The organism is Flavobacterium sp. C3NV (assembly GCF_046825355.2).
Taxonomy (GTDB): domain Bacteria; phylum Bacteroidota; class Bacteroidia; order Flavobacteriales; family Flavobacteriaceae; genus Flavobacterium.
In genome coordinates this window covers 144,530-170,322 of sequence record NZ_JBKQBJ020000016.1, presented here as the reverse complement: position 1 = coordinate 170,322, position 25,793 = coordinate 144,530, and the positions used below count along the sequence as shown (strand labels likewise).

The following is a 25,793-nucleotide window of genomic DNA, read 5'->3' as shown; positions in this document are numbered from 1 at the left end:
TACAACACAATTTGTAAAGTATTGGTTTTAATGGTTTTTTGAATAAAAATGTCCCTTATTTGTCCCCCTTTGATACTGTTAAAAGTATAATGTGTGAATTACATTTGTCAACAGCTCCATAAGTATTTATTGTCCGTTTCATTTGTCAATGAATGTACTTTCTGATTTATACTTTAATACTGCCACTATTAATTTCTGATTCAATACATGAAAAAAAAACTACTTATCTTCTTCTTAATATTTAGTGTGTTTAAACTTCAAAGCCAAACTACTGCCGGTTATTTAAGTGATAATACAGAACCCTGGTACTTATTATTTAATTTAACAGGAAATATCAATGCGATGAATTCAGTTTATGGAACTGACTGGACACAGTATAATTATAATACTGTAAATGCAACAACACTCTTTGATTCTAACAGAAAGTTTATTTGGATAGAAGGGAGTGAAATTAGCACAACTAAAATGATATCTTTTCTGAATACTAATAGTCAGATAATAGATAAATGGGTTCATGCAGGAGGTACTTTACTTATAAATGCAGCGACAACCGAAGCTATACCTCCTTTTAATTTAGGTTTTGGTGTAACTAGTACAAATTCGATTTCTGCTAGTGCATCACCGGCGGATGCTTCCAATCCTTTTTTTACTTTATCTCCGTATCTACCTATTACGACTCCTTTTTTTACAGGAAACTATTTTGCGCATAATTTTTTGTCAGGTACAGGATTAGAAAAAATTATAGTTTCTCCTACCGGACAAGCTGTAGTAGCAGAAAAGAAAGTAGGAGGAGGATTGGTGCGTTTTTCAGGAATTACAACTTCTTTATTTGAAAATCCTCAATGGACACCCAAACCTGAAATAATGAATTTATTGTACAGAATGATAAGTAAACTTTCTGAAGGACCTTTTGTTACACTGATTAATCCGATAACAATAGTTTGTGGCGGAGACTCAGGTTCTGTACAATTTAAGATTGGAGACAAAGAGACATTACCTGTTAATCTTATAGTAACTGCATCGTCATCAAATCAGGCACTCATTCCAAATGCTAATTTAATCTTATCAGGTACTGCCGCGACACGTACTCTTGATTTTACAAGTATGGTAAATCAAACAGGAACGTCAACAATTACCGTAACTGTAACTGATGAAGATTCTAATACCGCTACTACAACATTTATTGTGACTGTTAAGGACACAGAAGTTCCGGTAGTACAAACACAAAATATAACGGTTCAGCTTGACAATAACGGAAAAGCGACTATAACCGCAGATGAAATCGATAATGGTTCTACAGATAATTGTGGTATAGCATCGAAAGTACTTAATAAAACCAATTTTACTTTTAACGATATAGGAGATAATACCGTTACATTGACAGTTACAGATGTAAATGGTAACACAAGTTCAAAAACTGCGATTGTAACAATTCCTTTAAACTGCCCCGCAGATATTGTTGTGAATACCAATGATCCTGGCAAATGCGGTGCTATTATTAGTTATGATTTTAAGAATAATCATGCATCAAATGTTCTTATTCTTAATTCATATTCTGGTCTTAGTGCACTTGATATAAAACAGAAACTTGAAAATACTCATGAATTTGATAATGTAGATGTTATCAGTTTAACTTCTTTTACACCAGACTTAGTGGTTTTACAAAAGTATGATGCTATACTTGTTTGCACTGCTTATGGCGAGATAGGCAGGCCAGGTTTAGGAGATGTACTAGCTCAATATATCGATGGTGGCGGCGGTATTGTAGATGCTCTTTTTGAGAATAGTAACCAGCCTATTACAGGATTATATAATACTAATGCATATAGAGTATTAGTTCCTAATAATATTAATTTAAGGGGAGTATTAAGTTTAGGAACAATCGACATACCAAATCACCCCATAATGAAAGATGTAGCCACTTTTATTGGAGGTTATCGTTCTGGTTCTACAAATATCACTCCAGGATCTTATGTAGTGTCTAGATATAATAATAATGACATGCTAGTAATAGCAAAAGAAAATGTTGGTTTGAATCATGCAAAGCGCGCCAGCTTAAATCTTCAACCTGTTTCAAATACTGTGGATCCTGAAGGTTGGGATTCTGCTACTGATGGAGCCAAAATAATAAGTAATGCATTAAAATGGACAGGAAAAGGTCTAAAGATCAATCAAATTGCCGGATTGCCAAATGGTAGTTTATTTCCTGTAGGTACTACTACAAATACATTTGAGATCACAGATAAAAACAATATTGTGCATACCTGTTCTTTTAAAGTTACGGTTAAAGATTCAGAACTTCCCGTTGTAATTACACAAGATATTACTATTCAGCTTGACGCTTCAGGAAACGCAGTCATAAATCCGGCAGAAATCGATAATGGTTCAACCGATAATTGCGCTATTGATAAAATAACTTTAGACAAAACAGATTTTGATTGTTCGAATGTTGGAGCGAATACTGTGACGCTAACCGTTTTAGATGTCAACGGAAATTCAGATTCAAAAACCGCAATAGTTACCATCGAGGATAAAATAAAACCTACTGTTATAACTCAGAACATTACCGTTCAATTGGATGCTTTAGGAAAAGCAATTATAACTCCGGCAGAAATCGATAATGGTTCAACCGATAATTGCGCTATTGATAAAATAACTTTAGACAAAACAGATTTTGATTGTTCGAATGTTGGAGCGAATACTGTAACGCTAACCGTTTTGGATGTCAACGGAAATTCAGATTCAAAAACCGCAACAGTTACAGTTGAGGATAAAATAAAGCCAACTGTTATAATACAGAACATTACTATTCAATTGGATGCTTTAGGAAAAGCAATTATAACTGAATCTCAAATTGATAATGGTTCATCTGATAATTGTGCTATTGATAAAATAACTTTAGATAAAACAGATTTTGATTGTTCGAATGTTGGAGCGAATACTGTAACGCTAACCGTTTTAGATGTTAATGGAAATTCAGATTCAAAAACTGCAACTGTTACAGTTGAGGATAAAATAAAACCAATTGTTATAACTCAGAATATTACCGTTCAATTGGATGCTTTAGGAAAAGCAACTATAACTGAGACTCAAATCGATAATGGTTCATCTGATAATTGTGTTATTGATAAAATCACTTTAGATAAAACAGATTTTGATTGTTCGAATGTTGGAGCCAATACCGTAACGCTAACCGTTTTAGATGTTAATGGAAATTCAGATTCAAAAACTGCAACAGTCACAGTTGAGGATAAAATAAAACCAACTGTTATAACACAGAACATTACCGTTCAATTGGATGCTTTAGGAAAAGCAGTTATTACGGCGACAGAAATCGATAATGGCTCAACCGATAATTGCGCTATTGATAAAATGGCTTTAGACAAAACAGATTTTGATTGTTCGAATGTTGGAGCCAATACTGTAACACTAACCGTTTTAGATGTCAACGGAAATTCAGATTCAAAAACCGCAATAGTTACAATTGAAGATCAAGTAAAACCAATAGTGGTAACGCAGAATATCACAGTAGAATTAGATGCTTTAGGAAAAGCAACTATAACCGAATCTCAAATCAACAATGGTTCAACTGATAATTGTGAGATCGCTACTATGACTTTAGACAAAACTACTTTCGATTGTTCGAATATTGGTGATAATAATGTAACACTTAACCTAACAGATAAAAGTGGAAATTCAGCGTCCGGAACTGCTATTGTAACTGTTAAAGATTTGATCGCCCCAACTGTTATAACCCAAAATATAACAGTTCAACTCGATACTACAGGAAATACAGTACTAAATCCGGCGCTGATAAATAATGGTTCAACTGATAATTGTGGTATTGCTGCGATAACGTTAGATAAAACTACTTTTGATTGTTCGAACATTGGAGACAATACAGTAAGATTAACGGTTATTGATTTTAACGGAAATTCGGCTTCAAAAACGGCAACGGTAAAAGTCGAAGACCAATTAAAACCTATCGTGATCACTCAGAATATAACTGCCGATCTGGACGCTTCTGGAAATGCCGTAATAACCGCTGCAGAAATCAATAATGGCTCAACAGATAATTGCGCGATAGATAAAATAGAAATCAATAAAACATCTTTTAATTGTTCGAATATTGGCCTCAATACCGTGAAACTGACGGTTACGGATGTCAATGGAAATTCAGCTTCAAAAAATGCGACTGTTACCGTTCAGGATAAAATAAATCCGATAGTTGTAACTCAGAATATTACCGTTCAGCTGGATTTTTCTGGCACTTCTACAATCACTGCGGACCAAATCAATAATGGTTCAACGGATAACTGCGCTATCGATAAATTAACTTTAGATAAAACAACATTCAATTGCGATAATCTGGGAGATAATATCGTGACGCTAACAGTAAAAGATAAAAATGGTAATTTGGCTTCGGCAACGGCAATTGTAACCGTTCTTCCTCTATCACCGCCATTATTTTCGAATTTAACACAAGAGTTTTGTGCTATCGAAAATCCTGTTATATCGAGCATAGCGGTAAACAGCTCCTATCTAAAATGGTTTAAAGACGCTTCATCTTCTCAGACATTATCAGCTAATACAGCTTTAACCAGCGGCATCTATTATGCTGCCAATTATAACGGAAGTTGTTACAGCGATCGTGTTGCTGTTACTATTATTGTAAATGATGCTTTGGCACCAACAGGAAATGCAATACAGTTTATGTGTAAAGAAAAAGAAGCAACCGTAACTGATCTTATCACAAACGAAGAAGAAGTTTTATGGTATGAAACCGCCACAGGAGGTTTTGCATTAGGATCTACAACACTTCTGGAAGACAATCATAAGTACTATGCATCCTACATAGGAGCAGAATGCGAAAGTTCTAAAAGACTCGAAGTACAAGTTGTTTTTCGCTATTGCGATGTTAAAGTATACAACGGAATCTCGGCAAATGGCGACGGAAAGAATGATTATTTTGATATAGAAGGAGCGACAACTTTCGCGGATAATAAGCTCGAAATTTTTAATAGTTGGGGCAGTTTAGTTTTCGAAACAGCCAATTACGGAAACGAAGAAAATCTATTTAGAGGCGTTGCAAACAAAGGATTAGGCAGCGGAAAAGGATTACTTCCTTTCGGCACTTATTATTATGTTTTTAGTTTCACCAATCATGATAATAAAAGGGTAACAAAAACAGGCTTTTTACACCTAAATCCTTAATCTACAAACCAACTATTACAAATGAAATTCAAAATTATAGCAACTCTTTTATTTACATTCACTTTGTTTTCTGCAAAAGCGCAGCAAGATGCACAATTTTCAGATTACAAACTCAATATGTCGAGTTTTAACCCCGCTTTTGCCGGCTTTTTCGACGGAAGTGTTTTACTAATTCACCGTACACAATTTGCCGGTTTTGATGGCGCTCCGGAAACACAAAATCTAAATATTAATATTCCCATAGATCTTAATATGGGAGCCGGATTTAATGTTACCAATCAAAAGCTGGGAGTAACCCAGGACGTTATTATTACCGGAGATTATTCGTATACTATTTATACAAATGAACTGAATATGTTAAGTTTTGGACTTAAAGCAGGTTTGAGTATCCTTGACATAGATTATAGCCGTCTTGATCTTAATAATCCTGACGATTTAAGCTTTCAGAATAACATCGAAAATCAGGTAACTCCAAGAATAGGAGTAGGGCTTTTGTTCAATACACCCAATTGGTTTATTGGTTTATCTGTGCCTAATTTTATTAAGGAAAGTTACAATCCAACCATAAAAACTTCTACAATTACAAGTAAGCCTCAAATTTATTTTACGACGGGTTATCAGACTCGTATAAATGATGATTTTTTATTTAAACCTTCGATATTAGCAAAAGCAGTAGAAAACGCACCATTGGCAATAGATTTTTCCCTTAATTTTGAATTCAGGGAAAAGTTTAGGCTTGGAGCTTCCTACAGGTGGAATTCGGCCATTACCGGAATGATGGGAGTTAACATTCTGCAAGATTTTCAGGCAGGTTATGCATACGATTACAACATCAACGGATTAGGAAAATATGCACCCTCATCGCATCAGTTTTACATTAAATACATTTTTAAACAATCTAAAAATATCCGCAGGGAATGTAGTTGCAGTTTTACAGATCCAACAAATAATCTTGGTTTTTAATTTTTTGGCTACTGAATTATATTAAAAGTTAAGTCACAATAAAAGTTAAACTTTGAAGCAGTACCCTTTCTTTTTTTAACGTATGAATAGCTTTATTTATCATATATTAACTTTTGTGTTCCATAAGGTTTCAGTAAATTTATGATATCAAATTATAAATATATTCTTATGAAAGCAGTACGATATTATGGGCACAAAGATGTTAGAATTATAAATGACTTAGAAAAACCGAAACCTTCAGGTGATGAAGTATTATTAAAGATTGGCGGAGCAGGAGTTTGCCATTCGGACCTACATATAATCGATGAAGGAACCGTTTCCGGATCAACCTTTACGTTAGGACATGAAAATGCAGGATGGGTAGAAGAAGTAGGACAAGATGTAAAAGGTTTTAAAAAAGGAGATGCAGTTTTAGTATACGGTCCGTGGGGATGCGGACATTGTAAGCCCTGCCAGCATTCAAACGAAAATTATTGTGATCATCAATCAGAACAAGCTTACGGTGGAGGATTAGGTTTAAACGGAGGAATGGCAGATTATATGTTAGTACCTTCATCCCGTTTATTAGTACCTATTCATGATTTAGATCCTGTAATTGCTGCTCCTTTAACAGATGCGGCATTAACACCATATTCTGCTATAAAACGCTCGTTGCATAAATTGATGCCAGATGAATATGTGGTGGTTATTGGAGTTGGAGGACTAGGACATGTAGCGCTGCAGATTTTATCTGAAATGTGTGGATCGACCATCATCGCTTGCGATATAACCCCCGAAAGACTAGAATTTGCAAAACAACTTGGGGCAGCTTATGCAGTAAATTCTACGGATAAAGATGCTGCAGAACAAATCAAAAAAATTACAGGAATAAAAAAAGCAAAGGTAGTTCTTGATTTTGTTGGTGCTACCTCTACAATAGATTTGGGAACCAAAATAATTGGTTTAGACGGAGATTTAACAATTGTTGGTTTAGGCGGAGGAAAATTCGAATATAATATGAATGGATTACCTTTTGGCGTAAGTATGACAAATCCTTATTGGGGATCCAGAACAGAACTAATGGAAGTAATTGGACTGGCGATACAAAAGAAAATTCATATTGAAATTGAAAAATATAATTTAGATCAGGCACTTGAAGTTTATGACAAATTACGACAAGGAAAAATTAAAGGGCGCGCGGTTTTAATTCCTTAATTTAAAATAAGAAACATTTTGTTATTTTACAAAGAAAAAAGCGCTGAATTATTACATCCAGCGCTTTTTCTATATAACAATTTGAATTAGTAAAAAACAATTTAATCTTTCTGTACAGTAGTTTTTTTCTTTCCTTCAATATTCGGAAGAAAGGTGGTCAAAATCCCTATCAAAGGCAGAAAAGCACAAACTTTAAAAACATATTCTATACTTGTAGCATCGGCTAATTTTCCTAGTATAGCAGATCCTAATCCTCCCATACCAAAAGCCAATCCAAAGAAAAGACCCGCAATAAGACCCACTTTTCCAGGAACAAGTTCAGTGGCATAAACCAAAATTGCCGAGAAAGCCGATGATATAATTAAACCAATAATTACGGATAAAACGCCTGTCCAGAAAAGAGAAACATATGGCAATAACAATGTAAAAGGCGCAACACCTAATATCGAAATCCAGATAATATATTTTCGTCCAAAACGATCTCCTAAAGCTCCGCCAAACAATGTTCCGGCAGCAACGGCACCAAGAAAAGCAAAAAGATAAATTTGAGATTCCTGTACAGATACATGGAATTTATCAATCAGGTAAAAAGTATAATAACTAGTCATACTGGCCATATAAAAGTATTTTGAAAAGATCAATACCAGCAAAATACCCAATGAAAAAATTACTTTTTGTTTTGAAAGCGAATGATGAACTTCTTCAGCTACAGCCGATTTATTTTTAGCTTTAAGGTTTAAATGTTCCTGATACCATTTCGCAACTCCCGAAAGAATAATGATTCCTACAGCAGCTGCAATACAAAACCAGATAATATTAAACTGTCCGTAAGGCACTACAATTATAGCCGCAAGCAAAGGCCCGATAGCACTTCCAGCATTTCCTCCTAATTGAAAAATAGATTGCGCCAATCCTCTCTTTCCTCCGGATGCCATATGTGCAACTCTAGAAGCTTCTGGATGAAATATAGATGAGCCAACACCAATTAAACTAACAGCAAGTAAGATGTTTACAAAACTTGAAGCCACTGCTACGGCCGCCAAACCTAGAAGTGTAAAAACCATCGCAACGGCTAGCGAATACGGACGTGGTCTCTTATCGGTATAAAATCCAACGAAAGGCTGTAAAATAGATGCCGTAAGTTGATAAGTCAGCGTAATTAAACCAATTTCGCTAAAGGTCAAATGAAATTTATCTTTTATAATAGGGTAAACCGCAGGAACCACAGCCTGAAGCATATCATTAATAAAATGCGTTAAGCTAATAGTAAATAAAATAGAGAAAACAGTTTGTTGGGTCAACTGCTTCGAATGGGTAATAGTGCTTGTTTTCATAATGAATTAAAAAAATCAGATCATCTGATGAATTGGAGTAAAAAATTAGTAATTAGTATGTCCTGTTATTTTTGCAACAGTATTCCATGTTTTTTTTGGGTCTTTTGCAATGATATTTTTTAAAAGCTGTTCGTGTATAGCGTATGTATCCTGAAATATTTTAGTGTTTGGATAGATTCTAAGAAACTCCTTTTTTAAATGTTTCGATACAGATTTATATAAATCGGCCAGAATTTCATTTTTTGAGGCTTGAGCAATTGCAATATGAAATTGTATATCAGCCTCTACACATTCTTCGAGTAAACCTTCATTGGCAGTTTTCATTCTGTCAGCCAAATGCTGTTTCATCGCAATGATATCATCTTCTGTTCTGTTGATGGCCGCTTTTTCAGCAATTTTCAATTCTAATAATTGTCGTACTTCGTCTAAATCCTCAAGACTAGCACGCTTCAATCGCTGATCCATAGGTTCCTGTATGCTGGTCACTTCCTGAACAAAAGTACCAACTCCCTGCTGAATCCGGAGCAAACCTGAATTGGCGAGTAGCTTCATCGCTTCTCTTATCGACGATCTTCCAACACCAAAACTTTTCATCAATTCTGCTTCAATAGGCAACTTCTCATTGATCTTATACTGACCAAGCGATATTTGCTCCTGTAATTTTGAAGCAACTTCTTCTGCGAGAGATTTTTTATTGATTAATGCCATAATTGAATTATCATATCATCTGATGATTGCAAATGTATAAAAATATTTTAAATAACAGCAAAGAACTTATTTTTTTACCGCAAAGCACGCTAAGAATTGCGCAAAATTCGCAAAGTTTTTTAATGATAAAGGAAAGAATGCAAAGTTTACAAAGCTAAACCGAAGATTGACAGCTTAAAAATTTGCGATAATTGTGACTCGAGCGATAGCGAACAGGCGAAGCAAATTTGCGGTTAAAAAAAAATATAAACTTTGCGTCTTTGCGCCTTCGCGAGATTATTTCAGCCCAGTAAAAAAATCCTTGCGTGCTTTGCGGTTAAATAAAAACTTTGCGGTAAAATACAAGCCTTCCAATTAATTATATAAATTTTCCTATAAATTATATAACAGTCTTTATTTTATATTTAAGATTTTTGATCTATTCTAATATAAAAATCCCAAAACTATGAGAAATATTAACCAGATTGCTATTGTATCGAGTATGCTAATCACCTTTTTAAGCTGCTCTAGTGATAAAGATGTCGATGTAAATCCGGGCACAACCACCAATCCTGTCGAAGGAAATGCTGCCAATACAACTTATAAACCTGCTTTCGAAGGGCAAACCAGAGTTAGTGGCGTACAAACCAACACACCTTATCAGGGAGTTGCTATTGCTACAGGCTTAAGCAGTCCATGGGGAATTAAAAGTCTTCCTGACGGTAGATTATTAATTACCGAAAAAACCGGAACCATGCGTATTGCTACAACAGCCGGAGTTTTAAGCGCACCTATTACAGGTATTCCTGCCGTAAATGCTTCTGGACAAGGAGGTTTATTAGGTTTAACTATAGATCCTGATTTTGCAACCAACAGAATGATTTACTGGGTGTATGCCGAAGCAACAACAGGCGGAAATAATACGGCTGTAGCCAAAGGAAAACTGTCAACTGACGAAAAAACGATCGAAGGAGCAACCGTAATTTACAGAGCAAAACCTGCAAACGCCAGTAATCTTCATTATGGCGGACGCATTCTTTTTGATAAATCTGGTTTCTTAGTAGTAAGTACCGGAGAACGTTCTGTATTAGAAACTAGACCATTGGCACAATCTGTAGCATCTGGTTTAGGAAAAGTAGTTCGATTAACAAAAGAAGGTCAGCCAGCAAGTGGCAATCCTACTTTTACAGGAACGGGAGCTTTACCTGAATTATATACTATTGGACACAGAAATCCGCAAGGTTTGGCACTTAATCCTAATACAGGAGAAATTTGGTTGTCAGAACACGGACCACGCGGAGGTGACGAAATCAATCGCCTTAAAGCGGGAGCAAATTACGGATGGCCAACAATTACATACGGAATCGAATATAGCGGAGAAAAAGTAGGAGCAGGGATTCAGCAGCAAGATGGTTTAGAACAGCCTGTTTACTATTGGGATCCGGTAGTTTCGCCAAGCGGAATGACGTTCTACACAGGAAATCGTGTACCGGAATGGCAAAATAGCCTTTTTATAGGCGCTTTAAGCGGAATGCACATTGTTCGTCTTGCGATAAAAGACAATAAAGTAATTGGCGAAGAAAGACTTCTGGCTTCAGAAAACCAACGCTTTAGAGATATAACACAAGGAAACGACGGAGCTTTATACGCCGTTACTGATGGTGGAAAACTTTACAAAATCGATAAAAAATAGTTTCACTTTTTAAATATATATTCTTTTAGGAGAATACTTGTAATGGCGCTATATGGCGCCATTATTTGTTATGCAAAATGAGTTCCTTATATTTGGTATCGATTAAATGCAAAAACAATTGAATACAAAAATAACCACATATTCACTAGAGCATCACAAAAGTTTGTTTACCGATGCCAATAATGATAGAGAGTATTTTTATATTCAGGCAAAAGATCATCCTTATATCAGCGAACCTTATCGCGCAGAAAGTTATGCCATAGAATTTCTTCGAAAAGGGAGCATTGTAATGCAAACCAAACTCAAGAAAACAGTAATTTATGCTCCTGCAATTCTAACATTAGGACCTTCGGTAATTCGAAGTTTTACAAAAGATAGCGACGAAATTTTAATCGATATTATCTTTTTCAAGCCTCAATTTTTTCTGCACAATCAGGCTAATGTTTTTTTTCTTTCGCAGTATGATTTTTTCGAAAATAGCGAAATGCACGTTTTCAATCTTGAGAGAAAAAACAAAATTAAGTTTGAACAAATTTTTACTTTGTTACGACAATCGATCGAACATAATTCTGATAATCAGCCTTCTATTCTAAGAGCTTATCTTTATATATTGATTTACGAATTAGATGTTATAAAGCAAACCATTACAAACGATTCAGCTCAAAATCCTTTATTCGAAAAGTTCAAAGAAATCCTTTCCAGAGATTTTATAAGCCAAAGATCAGTACAATATTATGCAGATGTTCTAAATGTATCTCGCAAATATTTATCAGAAGTAATTAAAAATAATAGCGGAAAAACCGCCAGCGACTGGATCGACGATATTGTAATTCTCGAAGCCAAAATATTACTTCAAAACAAAGATCTTACAATCAATCAAATTAGCGATACTTTAAACTTCCCCAATCAATCCGGTTTTGGGAGATTTTTTAAAAAATGCGAAGGAATTTCACCTTTAGAATATCGCAGAAAGAATGTTTAGTATATTTAAAAGTATATACGTAATTATACTTTGGGCGAGTCACCATCCCGATAAGAGGGCAAATTTACTATGCGCTTATACGCCCTCTTATCGGGATGCTGTCGGGCTATCCGCGCTACTTCGGTAGCTTGCTTCTATCCCTCTCGCGAGCGACGAGCGAATGGAGTAGTTATTCGTTTTCGATTTCTTTTTTTAGTTTTTTAGCCCAATCTTGGGTTTAATTTTTTTATTTAAACATTCCAATTGTCACCCTGAGCGAAGTCGAAGGGTGCTCCAATTGAAACGTGGGCTTCGACTTCGCTCAGCCTGACAATACAATGACAATACAATGCATTGTCTTTAAGCGAATAAAATTGTTAGCATCTGCATCTCAATTGTTAAAGTTGCTGCTATTGTGATTTATTAAAAGTAAAACGCCTTTCTTAAGCGATTCAACAAGCTATGTCTCTATGTGTTTAAAAAGACATCCCAATTAATTCAACCGACTTTTCGAACAAAACAAAAGCCGTTTAGCTCTTTTCTGATCCATCAAATCATCTCAACTTTGCAGTAATAAAAAAAAATAAAAGATATGTCTAAAATAGCAAAATTCGTAGTAATCATAAATGATAATGTAGTTTGGATGGAAGAAAAAGCCCTGAAATTCTATTCGGATTTATTTGGTTCTTCGAAAGAAATAGGAGAGAAGTACGCCAATGAAAACCTTTCAAGTCAAAAGCTATTCAAAATACAAAATGATTTTTCAGTCGAAATGCTGATGGCTTATGATGGCGAAAATCCGTTGTCATTTATGAAACTGAATTCATCCCGACTTTCGAATCAAAATCTTGATGCCAATAAACCAATGGGTGTAGATCATATTGTGTACTTCAATCCTGAAGATATTAACGTGCTTTTTAAACGTGCCGAAGAAGTCGCTTTACAAAGAAAATACGATTTAATTTGGGCAAAAGCTTTTGCAGTTGATACGTTTTTAATCGAGACCTTGAAATCGTTAGGATACCAAGAATTCAACTATGAAAGTGATACAACTCGTGATACTGATGAAAAACAAGTTTACCTTAAAAAATCAGTTTAAGTTAATTCTGATAACTTCATCATTTGCAATCGCATAGACAATATCGTTTTGCTCTGGTTTTAAAATATGTTTTCCGGTAAATTCACCAAAAGCGGCCAGAATCATTTGATTTACTTTCTGAAAAAAACAAGGCAGTTTTAAAGATTGCGCACCAAAACCACGCAACATAATTCCGGGATGAATGTGGCCTGAAAAATTAAAAAAACCTTCTTTTAAGGTAGGATGATGTGTGAGTAAAAAATCGTCGATTTCCAGAAATTCTACAACATCAATATTAAGTTCCAGGTAATGTTTTTTATCAATAATATCATGATTTCCTGCGATTAGGATAATTGTATTCGTGCAGCATTCTACCCATTTTTCGAATAAATCCCATTCTTTATTTTTAGAACTATGAAATAAATCTCCCAGGAAAATAATTTTTTCGGGTTTAAAAAAATCAACAATATCGGTCAAACGCTTAAAATTTTCAGAAACCACATTATTCGGAATCGCCACGCCGTGTTTCCTGAAATGCGATACTTTTCCGAGATGCACATCAGATATGAGAAGCAATTTTCTGGTTTCCCAAAATAAAGCTCCACTTGGGTGCAAAATAAACGTTTGGTTGTGTATGGTAATCGTCATATCATATTACTTCATATACGAAGCGGTCATTTTTTTAATTCGTTCTGCTAATGTTTCGCTGGATAATTTTTCCCGTAATCGATCTGTAATTAATGGAAAACTAAAAGGCGTAGGTTTCAAACACGATTTCCAGATAATTTCCTGATTGTTTATTCGTTCCAAAGCCATAATCAAACGCCCTTCTTCCAGCTGATGTTCAAAGGTTTCGCGATACGCTTGCTGAAATAATAAGTTATCAGGTTCGTAATCTCTGAAAACTTCAAACAGCAATTGAGAGCCGCTTTGTAAATGTTTTGTTTTAACCATTTTCCCTGGAAAACCAGTAAAAACTAAACCTGCAATCACGGCAATATCCCTGAATTTCCGTCTTGCCATTTCGGTAGCATTCAGACTTTTTTGCAAATCATGATGTACATATTCTGTCGAGAATAAATTGTTATCCAGCACATTTTGCATATCAATTTCCTGATCAGAAAGTAATTCGAATCCGTAATCATTATAAGCCAATGAAAAGCTGATAGGCAAAAGTAAACTAATTCTATAAGCTAGTAAACTCGCCAGCGCTTCATGCACAAACCGACCTTCAAATGGATAAAAAATAGCGTGATATCCTTCTCTGGTTTTAAAAGTTTCAATCAAAAACTGATCGTCTCCGGGAACAATGGATTCCTTTCTTTGTCGGGCAAATAGCGGTTGTAAAGCTTTGAGTTCCGGCGATAAATTATCGGTATTGGCACGATACAATTCCTGACGTAACAATTCGCTCATTTGTGCCGAAAGCGCCATTCGACCGCCCATCCAGCTTACTACTTTCGATTTCTTTTTAGGATCTGCCTTTCGAACCAAAACCTGCATATTCCTAATTCGGAACAATTCGAGCTGTTTTCCCGCAAAGATAAAAGTATCGCCCGGTTTTAATTTCGAGACAAACCATTCTTCGATAGTACCAATATAACCGCCACTCATAAATTTTACGTTTACAACAGCATCGCCTACAATAGTTCCTATTTGCATGCGGTGGTGCATGGCAATCAATCTACTGTTGATTTTGTAACGTCCGCCTTCTTCGATTTCTACTTTTTTATATTCGTCATAAGCTTGCAGACTTTGACTTCCGTTAGAAATGAAATTCAAAACCCAATTCCAGTTTTCTTCCGTAATCGCCTGATAACAAAATGTTCCTTTGACTTCTTTGAAAATATCATCGGGAAGAAATCCGTCAGAAACCGCCAAAGTATTGAGGTATTGTACCAAAACATCCCAACTGTTCAAGTAGGGAACACGATCTTCAATAACATTCTCTTCAACCGCTTTTTTCAATGCCGAAGCTTCTATTAATTCAATCGCATGCGTTGCCAGAAAATAAATTACACTTTCTTTCCCCGGTTGGTGTCCGCTTCGTCCAGCTCTTTGCAAAAAGCGGGCAACACCTTTTGGCCCACCAACCTGAATAATAGTTTCTACGGGAGCAAAATCAACTCCAAGATCCAGACTTGAAGTACAAACCACAACTTTTAGTTCTTCGTCTCTAATAGCTTGTTCGACCCAAAGTCTCGTTTCACGATTTATACTTCCGTGATGCATCGCCATTTCTCCTGCAAATTCAGGATATTTTTCGAGCAATCGCTGAAACCAGATTTCGCAAGCCGAACGTACATTCGTAAAGATCAAAGTCGTTTTGCTTGCTTTTATAATTTTTGCCACTTCATCAATCAGATGCAAACCCATATGTCCGCGCCACGGATAGGTTTCCATTTTATCCGGAATAATCGAAATGACTTTTATTTTTTTATGAATCTGAGCCTTTATCAAAACCGAATTATTGTAAGCTTCTGAATCTACACCAAGTAACACTTCCTGCGCCTGCTGCAGATTTCCAATCGTAGCCGAGATTCCCCAAATACGCATTTTTGGCGCAATAGTTTTTAGTCGGGATAAAGCCAATTCGGTTTGAACACCTCGTTTTGTACCTAATAATTCGTGCCATTCGTCAATAACAATTGCGGTACAATTACCAAATATTTTGTCGTATCCTTTGGTTGCCAAAAGCAATTGCAAACTTTCCGGAGTGGTAACCAATAAATCAGGCATTTTTCCTTTTTGCTTGGCTCTTTCGCTTGCAGATGTATCTCCAGACCGAATTCCAACTGTCATTTGGGTTCCCAAATCATTAACGACTCTTTCAGCAGCTTGTTTTATTTCAACCGAAAGCGAACGTAAAGGAGTAATCCAAATTGCTTTAAGACCGGGTTTATGTTTGGTTTTATAATCGGGATTATTTTTTATGTAATTGAGAACAATAGGCAACCAGAGCGCATAGGTTTTTCCGCTGCCCGTAGGAGCGTTCAGTAAACCGTTTTTTCCTTGCAAAAAAGCAGTCCATGCCTGAGTCTGAAACGGAAACGGTTTCCATCCCTGATTCTCAAACCATTCATTTGCTACCGCAAAAAGTTGCTCTCTGTTCATTTGTCTTTGCTATTATTTTTTTACCATTAAGATATTAAGGTTCATTAAGTTTTGCTTTATCAAAGAAAATTAAGAAACCGGTTTTTTAAATTAGTCCCTGCAGGACGTAATATTTATAGATATTTATAAGTTTATTTTTAGAACTCCATCGGGGTGACATATTATGCATTAATTAAAATTTTATATATCGCTCCGCTGGAGCTCTTTTTCTGGCACAATCTCATAGTTTCTATAAATATTACGCGCCTCCGGAGCTTTAAAACTACTCTATAAAAAATCCGCGCTCATCTGTGTTTTCGCTTGCGAATCCGCGTCATCCGTGTGCCATTTTTTTTCACCATTAAGATATTAAGTTCATTAAGTTTTGCTTTGTGAAAGAAAATTAAGAAACCGGTTTTTTAAATTAATCCTAGCGTGACGTCATATTTATAGATATTTATAAGTTTATTTTTTAGAACCCCATCGGGGTGACATATTATGCATTAATTAAAATTTTATATATCGCTCCGCTGGAGCTCTTTTTCTGGCACAATCTCATAGTTTCTATAAATATTACGCTCCTCTGGAGCTTTAAAACAAGAAATAAAAAATCCGCGCTCATCAGTGTTTTCGCTTTAGCGAATCCGCGTCATCCGCGTGCCATTTTTTTTTACCATTAAGATATTAAGTTCATTAAGTTTTGTTTTATCAAAGAAAATTAAGAAACCGGTTTTTTAAATTAGTCGCAGCGGGACGTCATATTTATAGAAATTTATAAGTTTATTTTTTAGAACCCCATCGGGGTGACATATTATGCATTAATTAAAATTTTATATATCGCTCCACTAGAGCTGTTTTTCTAGCACATTCATAGTTTCTATAAATATTACGCTCCTCTGGAGCTTTAAAACTACTCTATAAAAAATTCGTGCTCATCCGTGTTTTCGCTTGCGAATCCGTGTCATCCGTGTGCCATTTTTTTTACCACAATTTTATCATTTCGACAGAGGAGAAATCGCATTAAAAAATTCCGTTCCTAAAATCGTCAATCTTTGTCGAGCTTCTCGCGAGGATTTCTCATCCGTCGAAATGACAAAAAATCCGGATAGAAAAAGAAAATAAGAATAAAATCCGCGTTCATCTGTGTTTTCGCTTTAGCGAATCCGCGTAATCCGCGTGCCATCTCGCAATTCTTAACTATAAAATCATACTCTTCAAATCCTCAATAGAATTAGCTTCATCGATTTTTTTATCATGTCGCCATCTTAAAATCCTCGGAAATCGTGTTGCAATGCCACTTTTATGTCTTTTTGAAAGCGCAATCCCTTCAAAACCAATTTCGAAAACCAATTGAGGCGTTACACTTCGAACGGGGCCAAATCGTTCCAGCGTATTTTTCTTAATCCAATCGTCCACCATTCTAAATTCAGCATCGGTTAAACCGGAATAGGCTTTCGCGAATGTGACCAATTCACGTTCGTTATTTTCGTTATTATGCCAAAGGGCAAAAGTATAATCGGTAAATAAATTCGAACGTCGTCCGTGACCGCGCATGGCGTAGGTGAGGACGGCATCAATTACTAAAGGTTCAATTTTCCATTTCCACCAATCGCCTTTTTTTCTTCCTACGAGATAAGGCGAATCTTTTCTTTTAATCATCAAACCCTCGCTTTTCATTTCGCGGGAACGCAACCTTTCCTCCGTCAATTCTTCCCAGGTTGAAAATTTAACCCGTTCAGAAAGTTGCAGCGGAATATCATTGTGTTTAATATCTTCGTACAATTGTTCCAATACTATACGTCTTTCTTCAAAAGGAAGATTTCGAATATCCTGACCTTTCCATTCTAATAAATCGTAGGCTTTTATAATTACAGGTGACTTTTTAAGGATCGCAGCCGAAACAGTTTTACGTCCAATTCGGGTTTGCAGATCATTAAAAGTTCCGATTTCATTTTCTATGAAGGGAAGAATTTCTCCGTCAATCACCGTTCCATCAGGAATAATTCCAATAAAAGAAGCAAATTCAGGATATTTATCGGTTACCAATTCTTCTCCGCGGCTCCAGATAAATATTTCATTATCACGAATAATAGTTTGCGATCTTATTCCGTCCCATTTGTGTTCCGCGCTCCAATCTTCGGGATTTCCTAAGTTTGAAGGTTCACCTTCGATAGGATAAGCGAGATAAAACGGAAAAGGTTTCGATAAATAATCGCTGTTTTGTTCGTCTAAAATTAATTCCTGAAAAGTAATCGTGTTCGGATTCCAATCGCCCATTAATTTATGTGCCAATGAATCTTCATCAATATTTTCGGCTTTAGAAAGGGCGCGCGTCATTAATTTTTGGCTTACGCCGATTCTGAAGCTACCGGTAATTAATTTAGTAAAAACAAAACGTTCGTAGTAATTAAGTGCCAGCCAGTTTTCGTGCAGATATTCTTTTTTCTCGATATCTGTTTTCTTTTTCAGGGCAATAATTTCCTGAAGATATTCGGTTAAACTTTTATCAGAATGTTCTTTTGTAGTCGGGATTATCAAAGCAATAGTTTCGGCAAGATCGCCCACAATATGATAACTTTCCTCAAACAGCCAAAGAGGAATATCCGCCAGTTCATTCGCCCATAATCGCAATAAAGTAGTATTTACAGGTCGGGGAGGGCGACGGTGCGAAAGAATAGCAATTGTCCAGACTTTGTCTTCATTACTGGCATTAATGAAATAATTGGTTAAAGCATCTACTTTTACCGAAGTTTTATTAGAACTGTCAAGCGCTTTTATAAGTTCGGCAAAGTTTTTCATGTTTTTAGCGTTAAAAGTTATGGGTTATGGGTTATGAGTTATGGCTTAGATTTTAGAAGTCAAAAGGTTTATAATCATTGAGTTTAATTTTTGAGTATTTGCTATGTGAAAGAAATGTGTTTCTTTTTTGTATTCTTTTACAAACATTAAAAATCCTATGTTTCTATGTGTTTAAAAAAAACTCGTAAAGTTTATATTTTATCCTCTTTTTTCTTGCATCTATTCTCTTTGCTCTTCTATTTTTTCTTCCTCAACATCTTTCTTACTATCCATTTCTCCCAATTCCCCTTCATATTGCGTGTGAGCAGTTCTTGCATCATACCCTAATTCCTGTAAATATTTCGAGAATATATCCGAATATCCGTGGGTACAAATGACCTTTTCGGCTCCGGTTGCTTTAATGCTTTCCAGTAAACCCGTCCAGTCGCAATGATCGCTTAAAACAAAACCTCTGTCTACAGCTCTTCTTCGTCTGGCACCTCTAAAAGTCATCCATCCGCTGGCAGAACCTGTCACAAACGGAGTCATTTTTCTGATCCAAGTCGAACCGTGTGCACTTGGTGGAGCAAGGACAATACTTCCTAATAAATCTTCTTTTTTAGTTTCTGATGTGACTCTTATTGTGGCCGGAAAATCGACTAATGGGCGTAAAACTTCCGTCATATTTTCGATCGCTCCGTGCGTATATATTGTTCCAATATTAGGATCCAGGTATTTTAATAAACGTTGTGCTTTTCCTAACGAATATCCAAAGAGAACAGACGTTTTTCCTTCGGCGCGATTTTCTGCCCACCAATTATTTATATCTGTCATGACTTCGGCCTGAGGTGTCCATTTAAAAGCGGGTAATCCAAACGTGCATTCTGTGATAAACGAATTGCATTTTACGACTTCGTGTGGCACAGAAATTCCGTCATCTTCGGTTTTATAATCGCCGGTAAAAACCCAGACTTCGCCTTTGTATTCTACGCGTATTTGTGCAGAACCAATGACGTGACCTGCAGGATGAAGTGAAAATTTCACGCCATTTACCGTAAAAGTTTCGTTCCAGTCTTTTCCGGAAACATTAATATCGCCCAAACGGTGTTTTATAATAGGCACATTGTCATAATGTGTAATGTAATTTTTGTGTCCCCAACGCGCATGATCAGCATGTCCGTGCGTAATAATAGCGTTGGTAACCGGACGCCACGGATCGAGGTATACATCTGCCTGCTGGCAATATATACCTTTGTCGTTGAAAGCTAATAACGGGACTTTCATAACCTGATTAAGCTATTTGAGCAATTCTTGCACTTTTATACAAGGGATATGTATGCATAAAATCAGACACGCCGTCTTTCATGGTATCAAAAGATTTTCCGTAAAAATACAAAGCGGTGGTTGAGTTTCCTTTCCAGTATCTTTCCTGGGATGTATTGGTTAATTTCGAAATTTCAGATTGTACGAAGTCAACATTATAATCTTCCTGATCTTTTTGGTGATCATTTCCGCCATCAAAATAAATAGCAATTCCTTCGTTTTTACCAAACGGAATTTCCTGATGTGTTTTTTCGATTATAATTTTTGATCCTTTTGGAGCGCCACAAATTTCGACAAAATTAATAATGTCGTTTAAAACGGCTGTACTAATTTCTTCCTGATAAAATTTGACATGAATATCACAAAAGATAATTTCTCCCGGCTCTTCTTTAAGTATTCCGCCACCGGAAATTTCACCATAGTTATTTTCTGATAAGAAATCATGTAAAGGCAACATATAAAGATTTCTTCGGTCTAAAGGTGACACTTTATCATTAATCTGAATTACAATATCGTACGGATTTTGATCAGTTTCGTCGCTTTCGAATAAATTGGATATAAATTGTAGTAACATAGCAATTAAGGTGTTAAGGATAAAATACTTTACTCAAAGTTACTAAGTGAACCGAGTTTAGAATTTATACTTTTTTTCCAAAATGTTACATGATTTCTGATTAGGATTTTAGAATAAAGAATAAAAAATAAAGAATATAGAATAAAGAATATAGAATAAAGAATGATACTTTATAACGTGCTAATGATTGAAACACAAGAATTTAAGTAACTTTAGTTTTTCACTAATAGCATAATCATTGTGATTCCTGACGAACGAGGAATCTTAGAAAGTAACTACATTCAAATAAGCTAATCTTTGTCGAGCTTCTTGTGGAGATTTCTCCTTCGTAGAAACGAATAAAAATACGCAGAGTAAATTATAGATTTCAAATATCAAATATAGCCCAAGGTTTCAACCTTGGGAAACGTATTGTGATTAACCACAATCATTTTCATTTCGACGAAGGAGAAATCCTCGCAAGTAGCTCCATTGCTAAAAGCCGATCTTTGTCGAGTTTCTTACGAGGATTTCTCCTTCGTCGAAATGACAAAAATGCGTAGAGAATTGATATATTAAAAAATAATTACAATATACCATCAAGCGTACTCACCAAATCCTGGAAATTATTAGGCTTAGTAAATATTTGTACCGAACTAAATTCGTTCGTTAGTTTTTTTAAGATTTCATGCGAATGTGAAGAATATACGACAACCTGAATTTTACTTAGTTCAGGAACCTTTCGTAATTCCTGTATAAATTCGGCACCGCTTAAATAAGGCATTTGCATATCGAGAAATATAAAGTCAGGCAAAACAGTTGCTGCTTTTAAATTGTTTAATGCTTCAAGAGAATTATTGGAGATTGTAGTGAGTATATTTTTGTTTAATGAAGCAATCGCAGCGATAAAAAGTTCGCAGTCATCTTCGTCATCATCCACTAATAAAATTACTGTATTTTTCATTCCATGAAATTATTTTAAATTCCGCAACTTTTGATTATATAATTTTATGCAGATGTTATATAATATAAATGTTTAATCCTCAATTAAGGAAATTTCAAAAGTAGTTTTACCATCTTCGTTTTTATGCGAGATATAACCGCCATGAGCTTCTATAATATTTTTAGACAAGGTCAGGCCAATTCCGGCTCCTTCTGGTCTTGTGGTAAAAAAAGGCAGGAATATTTTGTTTTCTATTTCTTTTTCGATTCCGTTTCCGGTGTCGGTAATTTTAATGAAGATTCGGTTTTCTTTGGCTTCCGCCGAAATTAAAATCTGCTTTTGTAAAGTGTCTTTTAGAGCATGAAAACTATTCGTTAGCAGATTAATCAATACCTGTTCTATTTGCTGAGAATCTACGTTTATAAATCGTTTGAAAGCAATGTTATTAATGACCTCAATATTTTTTTCCTTAAATAGAGGATTCATAACCTGAAGACAAGTATCGATCAAGTGCTGCAATTCTATTTTTTCTTTTTTAGGAGAAGGCAGCATCGCCAGTTTTCGGTACCCTTCGACAAACTTTTGCAAATGGTCACTTCGCCTTAACATTGTGGTTACGCTGTTTTTTACATCTTCAAGATCTTCATCTGACATTGAATCCTGCTCAACCAAATCCTGTAAATTCTGGCAAATAGAACGAATAGGGGTAATGGAGTTTAAGAGTTCATGCGAGATCACTTTCATCAAATTTGCCCAGGCTTCTTTCTCTTTTTTCTCGACTACATTCTGAATTGAATCTAATAAAACAATAAAATAATCCTGTTCGAAAATCTCGGTTCTCGAAGCCTGCAAAACAAAGGTTTGGTTGTTTTGTTCGTTAATGCTAATTTCTATAGATGTCTTTATTTCCTGAAAATTATCTTCTTCAATAATTTCACAAAGCGATGGCAATTGGTTTTTCAGGTATTTCCACTTCGATACTTTTGGTACATTAAAATGTGTCGAAAAGTAGTCATTCATTAAAAAAATATTCCAATCGTTATCCTGTTTTTGCAGAATTATAATTCCGGTTTCGATATTATTTAAAATAGAACGATAGATGATGTCTTTTGAAATCTGTTCGTTTTGTTTGCTTTTTAAAGTGTCATATAAAAGAAATAAGTCACTATAGTTTGTATTGAATTTATGTTTCGAAAAATCAGAACTAAAATCATCTTGTAATATCGAAGAAATGGTTTTATTATAAATGAGAACAAAATTGCGAACGTAAAAAAACATTTCACGAATCATGAGAAAAACAATAAAAAGTCCAAATACTCCGGTAAAAACAAAACCATTTTTAAAAAAATAAATCGAAAGTTCAATCGTCGCAACAATTAAAATTAATCGTATAAAAAGCAGTTTATAGGTTTGAAATGTTTTAAACATATTTTTTTTAATTAAAAATTGAGGATTAAAAACTTTGAAAGCTTTCATTTTTTCTCATGTGCTATAATCTGGACACAAGTATTATAAATCAATTTTAAACACAAAGTTTATTATTAAACTTTGTTTGTGAAATTAATTCCACAAACAAAAATTAGTGTCAATTAGTGACCCGAGCGATAGCGAACGGACGAAGTAAATTGGTGTTACTCATCTGTTTTGATATTATATTTTTCTAAACGGCGGTACAAAGAACCTCTTGACAAACCCAATTCTTCGGCAGTTTTACTGATATTATTATTGTTTTTGAGCAATGCTTTTTCGACCGCAGCTTTTTCTACAGAGGAAAGCTGAATATCATCGTGATTTTCTTCGTAAGCGGTTATGGTTTCAAGATCTAAATCAGCAATTGTAATTTTATTGTTTTCGCACAAAATTACGGCACGTTCGATTTTGTTTTCCATCTCGCGAATGTTTCCGTTCCAAGCGTGTTTTTCGATTTGTTCCGGTACTTTTTTATCAAAAGTAATTTCGTCTCTTCCGTATTTTTCGATCATTTTATCCAACAGATATTCGGCTAACGGAATCTTGTCTTCGTTACGTTCTCTTAGCGGAGGCAATACAATCTCCATAGTATTTATACGATAATACAAATCTTCACGGAAATTTTTTTCTGCAACTTCTAATTTTAGATTTAAATTGGTTGCTGTAATAATGCGCACGTTTAATGGTCTTGCTTTTGTTTCGCCCAATCGGGTTACTGTTTTAGTCTGGATCACCTGCAGTAATTTAGATTGCAAATGCAGCGGAACATTCCCAATTTCATCCAGAAAAATAGTGCCATTTTGTGCCATTTCAAAACGTCCTGGCGTATCCACTTTCGCATCTGTAAAAGCGCCTTTTGCATAACCGAAAAGTTCACTTTCGAAAATATTAGAATTTAAAGATCCTAAATCAACGGCAATAAAAGGATTGTTTTTTCTTTCGGATTGTTTGTAAATATGATGAGCGAGAACAAATTTTCCGGTTCCGTTTTCGCCCAAAATCAGAACATTGGCATCGGTTTTGGCGACTTTATCCGCCAGGGAATATGCTTTTTTTATAATCTCCGAAGTTCCAATAAAAAAGCCATTTTCAATTTCAATATTTTTTTCCTTCTTCTGTTCTTTGCGCGATTTGTCAACGGCTTGTTTTACAGATTCCAAAAGTTTTTTATTTTCCCAGGGTTTTAAAATATAATCAAAAGCGCCGTTTTTTAAACCTTCAACAGCGGTTTCGACTTTGCCAAAAGCAGTCATTAAAATCACAACTGTTTTGGGCGAAAGTGTTTTTATTTCTTTCAATAAATACAAACCTTCTCTTCCGTCTTCAAAACCTATTCGATAATTCATGTCGAGCAAAACGACATCAATGCTATTTTTTGACAATAATTCGACAATATTTTTTGGATTATTAAGGGTATAAATGTCTTCAAAATACTTTTTCAGGTACACTTTCGACGCAAAAAGGATGTCTTCCTGATCGTCTATGATTAAAATTGAGGCATTTGTCTTTTTCATTGTTGTTCGGTTTTGGACGAAAGCTGTCCAATAATGGACACTTTAGATTGCTGTAAAAAAATAAAAATTTAAAAATTAGATAGTTACAAATCTTAAATTTTTGGCATGAAAATCACAATTAGATTAGTAAATCATCAAGTATGAGAATCATTATTGCTGGTAAATGTAACAAAAATAGATATTTATAGATTATGTTATCAATTATCTTAATTTAGGATCTGTTTTTTACTTCGGCAATAAAATTCTCAGTAAGAAAAACAAACATCAAAAATCAAATTAGTATGATCACAATTAAAAAGCTTTCTAAAATTTTTAGAACCGAAGAAGTAGAAACAAATGCCTTAACCGAAATTTCATTAACCATAAATCAGGGCGATTTTGTATCGATTATGGGACCATCCGGAAGCGGAAAATCGACTTTATTAAATATAATTGGTTTACTGGACAGCGCATCTGGCGGAAGCTACGAATTGTTAGGTCAGGAAATGATTGGCTTGAAAGAAAATCTAAAATCGAAAGCCAGAAAAGAAAACATTGGTTTCATATTTCAGAATTTTAATTTAATTGATGAATTATCGGTTTTTGATAATATCGAATTACCACTGATTTACAACAACGTTCCATCATCAGAAAGAAAGAAAAAAGTAGACGAGATGGCAAAGATATTAGGTATCTCGCATCGTTTGAAACATTATCCACAACAACTTTCAGGAGGTCAGCAGCAACGTGTTGCCGTTGCAAGAGCTTTAATCAATGATCCGGCGATTATTCTTGCCGATGAGCCTACAGGAAATCTGGACAGTAAAAACGGAAATGAAGTGATGGAATTATTAACAGATCTTCATGCCAGCGGAGCGACGATCCTGATGGTAACTCACTCAGATTATGATGCTTCATTTTCTCAAAGAACTATTTTAATGAAAGATGGAATCATACTTTCAGAAAAAATGAATCATAGAAATGTAGATGTTTTAGTAACTAACTCAATCAACTAA

Annotated in this window: 17 protein-coding genes; 7 read left to right on the top strand and 10 right to left on the bottom strand. The window is 35.1% G+C overall.

Annotated features, from left to right (window positions below; all coding sequences use genetic code 11):
- Positions 1-207: 207 nt before the first annotated feature.
- The 3 genes from ACIDC4_RS20265 to ACIDC4_RS20255 all read left to right on the top strand — a co-directional run bounded on the left by ACIDC4_RS20265 (position 208) and on the right by ACIDC4_RS20255 (position 7,371).
- Complete coding sequence (locus tag ACIDC4_RS20265) at positions 208-5,214, top strand: T9SS type B sorting domain-containing protein (RefSeq protein WP_488381160.1); 5,007 nt, start codon at positions 208-210, stop codon at positions 5,212-5,214.
- Between the two features lie 21 nt (positions 5,215-5,235).
- The gene (locus tag ACIDC4_RS20260) at positions 5,236-6,177 is read left to right on the top strand and encodes a PorP/SprF family type IX secretion system membrane protein (protein ID WP_412045658.1); all 942 of its coding nucleotides are present in this window, start codon (positions 5,236-5,238) and stop codon (positions 6,175-6,177) included.
- 168 nt (positions 6,178-6,345) lie between these two features.
- Complete coding sequence (locus ACIDC4_RS20255; protein ID WP_412045657.1) at positions 6,346-7,371, top strand: NAD(P)-dependent alcohol dehydrogenase; 1,026 nt, start codon at positions 6,346-6,348, stop codon at positions 7,369-7,371.
- A gap of 101 nt (positions 7,372-7,472) precedes the next feature.
- Here the strand turns inward: ACIDC4_RS20255 and ACIDC4_RS20250 are convergent, their stop codons facing one another.
- Positions 7,473-8,705: an MFS transporter gene (locus ACIDC4_RS20250; RefSeq protein WP_412045656.1), complete on the bottom strand. Its 1,233-nt coding sequence runs from the start codon at positions 8,703-8,705 to the stop codon at positions 7,473-7,475.
- 45 nt (positions 8,706-8,750) lie between these two features.
- A complete protein-coding gene (locus tag ACIDC4_RS20245; RefSeq protein ID WP_230039140.1) occupies positions 8,751-9,413 on the bottom strand; it encodes a FadR/GntR family transcriptional regulator in 663 nt (220 codons plus the stop codon).
- 445 nt (positions 9,414-9,858) lie between these two features.
- On the opposite strand from ACIDC4_RS20245, the gene ACIDC4_RS20240 reads away from it, so the two are divergent.
- The 3 genes from ACIDC4_RS20240 (at position 9,859) to ACIDC4_RS20230 (ending at position 13,145) form a co-directional block, all read left to right on the top strand.
- Positions 9,859-11,085, top strand: a complete 1,227-nt coding sequence (locus ACIDC4_RS20240; RefSeq protein ID WP_412045655.1) for a PQQ-dependent sugar dehydrogenase — start codon at positions 9,859-9,861, stop codon at positions 11,083-11,085.
- A gap of 118 nt (positions 11,086-11,203) precedes the next feature.
- Positions 11,204-12,067 carry a helix-turn-helix domain-containing protein gene (locus ACIDC4_RS20235; RefSeq protein WP_412045654.1) on the top strand — a complete coding sequence of 288 codons (864 nt, stop codon included), beginning with the start codon at positions 11,204-11,206 and terminating at the stop codon, positions 12,065-12,067.
- A gap of 571 nt (positions 12,068-12,638) precedes the next feature.
- The gene (locus ACIDC4_RS20230; protein ID WP_412045653.1) at positions 12,639-13,145 is read left to right on the top strand and encodes a hypothetical protein; all 507 of its coding nucleotides are present in this window, start codon (positions 12,639-12,641) and stop codon (positions 13,143-13,145) included.
- Here the strand turns inward: ACIDC4_RS20230 and pdeM are convergent.
- From pdeM to ACIDC4_RS20190, 8 genes are all read right to left on the bottom strand, one after another.
- Positions 13,137-13,772, bottom strand: a complete 636-nt coding sequence (pdeM, locus tag ACIDC4_RS20225) for a ligase-associated DNA damage response endonuclease PdeM (RefSeq protein ID WP_412045652.1) — start codon at positions 13,770-13,772, stop codon at positions 13,137-13,139. The genes ACIDC4_RS20230 and pdeM overlap by 9 nt on opposite strands.
- Before the next feature lie 6 nt (positions 13,773-13,778).
- Positions 13,779-16,238 carry a ligase-associated DNA damage response DEXH box helicase gene (locus tag ACIDC4_RS20220; protein WP_412045651.1) on the bottom strand — a complete coding sequence of 820 codons (2,460 nt, stop codon included), beginning with the start codon at positions 16,236-16,238 and terminating at the stop codon, positions 13,779-13,781.
- 1,176 nt (positions 16,239-17,414) lie between these two features.
- Positions 17,415-19,016, bottom strand: coding sequence for an ATP-dependent DNA ligase (locus ACIDC4_RS20215; protein WP_412044288.1), 1,602 nt, complete (start codon positions 19,014-19,016; stop codon positions 17,415-17,417).
- A gap of 219 nt (positions 19,017-19,235) precedes the next feature.
- Positions 19,236-20,279, bottom strand: a complete 1,044-nt coding sequence (locus ACIDC4_RS20210) for a ligase-associated DNA damage response exonuclease (protein ID WP_412044287.1) — start codon at positions 20,277-20,279, stop codon at positions 19,236-19,238.
- 7 nt (positions 20,280-20,286) lie between these two features.
- On the bottom strand, positions 20,287-20,892 hold the full coding sequence (locus tag ACIDC4_RS20205) for a hypothetical protein (RefSeq protein ID WP_412044286.1): 606 nt from the start codon (positions 20,890-20,892) through the stop codon (positions 20,287-20,289).
- 565 nt (positions 20,893-21,457) lie between these two features.
- The gene (locus ACIDC4_RS20200; RefSeq protein WP_412044285.1) at positions 21,458-21,835 is read right to left on the bottom strand and encodes a response regulator; all 378 of its coding nucleotides are present in this window, start codon (positions 21,833-21,835) and stop codon (positions 21,458-21,460) included.
- 72 nt (positions 21,836-21,907) lie between these two features.
- Positions 21,908-23,242, bottom strand: a complete 1,335-nt coding sequence (locus ACIDC4_RS20195; RefSeq protein ID WP_412044284.1) for a sensor histidine kinase — start codon at positions 23,240-23,242, stop codon at positions 21,908-21,910.
- Between the two features lie 203 nt (positions 23,243-23,445).
- The gene (locus ACIDC4_RS20190) at positions 23,446-24,798 is read right to left on the bottom strand and encodes a sigma-54-dependent transcriptional regulator (protein WP_412044283.1); all 1,353 of its coding nucleotides are present in this window, start codon (positions 24,796-24,798) and stop codon (positions 23,446-23,448) included.
- A gap of 281 nt (positions 24,799-25,079) precedes the next feature.
- On the opposite strand from ACIDC4_RS20190, the gene ACIDC4_RS20185 reads away from it, so the two are divergent.
- A complete protein-coding gene (locus tag ACIDC4_RS20185) occupies positions 25,080-25,793 on the top strand; it encodes an ABC transporter ATP-binding protein (RefSeq protein ID WP_412044282.1) in 714 nt (237 codons plus the stop codon).

Bases quoted from the DNA above. Each gene is read 5' to 3' on its own strand.
- ACIDC4_RS20260 (WP_412045658.1), top strand. From the start codon at position 5,236: ATGAAATTCAAAATTATAGCAACTCTTTTATTTACATTCACTTTGTTT.
- ACIDC4_RS20250 (WP_412045656.1), bottom strand. From the start codon at position 8,705: ATGAAAACAAGCACTATTACCCATTCGAAGCAGTTGACCCAACAAACT.
- ACIDC4_RS20265 (WP_488381160.1), top strand. From the start codon at position 208: ATGAAAAAAAAACTACTTATCTTCTTCTTAATATTTAGTGTGTTTAAA.
- ACIDC4_RS20255 (WP_412045657.1), top strand. From the start codon at position 6,346: ATGAAAGCAGTACGATATTATGGGCACAAAGATGTTAGAATTATAAAT.
- ACIDC4_RS20185 (WP_412044282.1), top strand. From the start codon at position 25,080: ATGATCACAATTAAAAAGCTTTCTAAAATTTTTAGAACCGAAGAAGTA.
- ACIDC4_RS20220 (WP_412045651.1), bottom strand. From the start codon at position 16,238: ATGAACAGAGAGCAACTTTTTGCGGTAGCAAATGAATGGTTTGAGAAT.
- ACIDC4_RS20210 (WP_412044287.1), bottom strand. From the start codon at position 20,279: ATGAAAGTCCCGTTATTAGCTTTCAACGACAAAGGTATATATTGCCAG.
- ACIDC4_RS20195 (WP_412044284.1), bottom strand. From the start codon at position 23,242: ATGTTTAAAACATTTCAAACCTATAAACTGCTTTTTATACGATTAATT.
- pdeM (WP_412045652.1), bottom strand. From the start codon at position 13,772: ATGACGATTACCATACACAACCAAACGTTTATTTTGCACCCAAGTGGA.
- ACIDC4_RS20230 (WP_412045653.1), top strand. From the start codon at position 12,639: ATGTCTAAAATAGCAAAATTCGTAGTAATCATAAATGATAATGTAGTT.
- ACIDC4_RS20200 (WP_412044285.1), bottom strand. From the start codon at position 21,835: ATGAAAAATACAGTAATTTTATTAGTGGATGATGACGAAGATGACTGC.
- ACIDC4_RS20205 (WP_412044286.1), bottom strand. From the start codon at position 20,892: ATGTTACTACAATTTATATCCAATTTATTCGAAAGCGACGAAACTGAT.
- ACIDC4_RS20190 (WP_412044283.1), bottom strand. From the start codon at position 24,798: ATGAAAAAGACAAATGCCTCAATTTTAATCATAGACGATCAGGAAGAC.
- ACIDC4_RS20215 (WP_412044288.1), bottom strand. From the start codon at position 19,016: ATGAAAAACTTTGCCGAACTTATAAAAGCGCTTGACAGTTCTAATAAA.
- ACIDC4_RS20245 (WP_230039140.1), bottom strand. From the start codon at position 9,413: ATGGCATTAATCAATAAAAAATCTCTCGCAGAAGAAGTTGCTTCAAAA.
- ACIDC4_RS20240 (WP_412045655.1), top strand. From the start codon at position 9,859: ATGAGAAATATTAACCAGATTGCTATTGTATCGAGTATGCTAATCACC.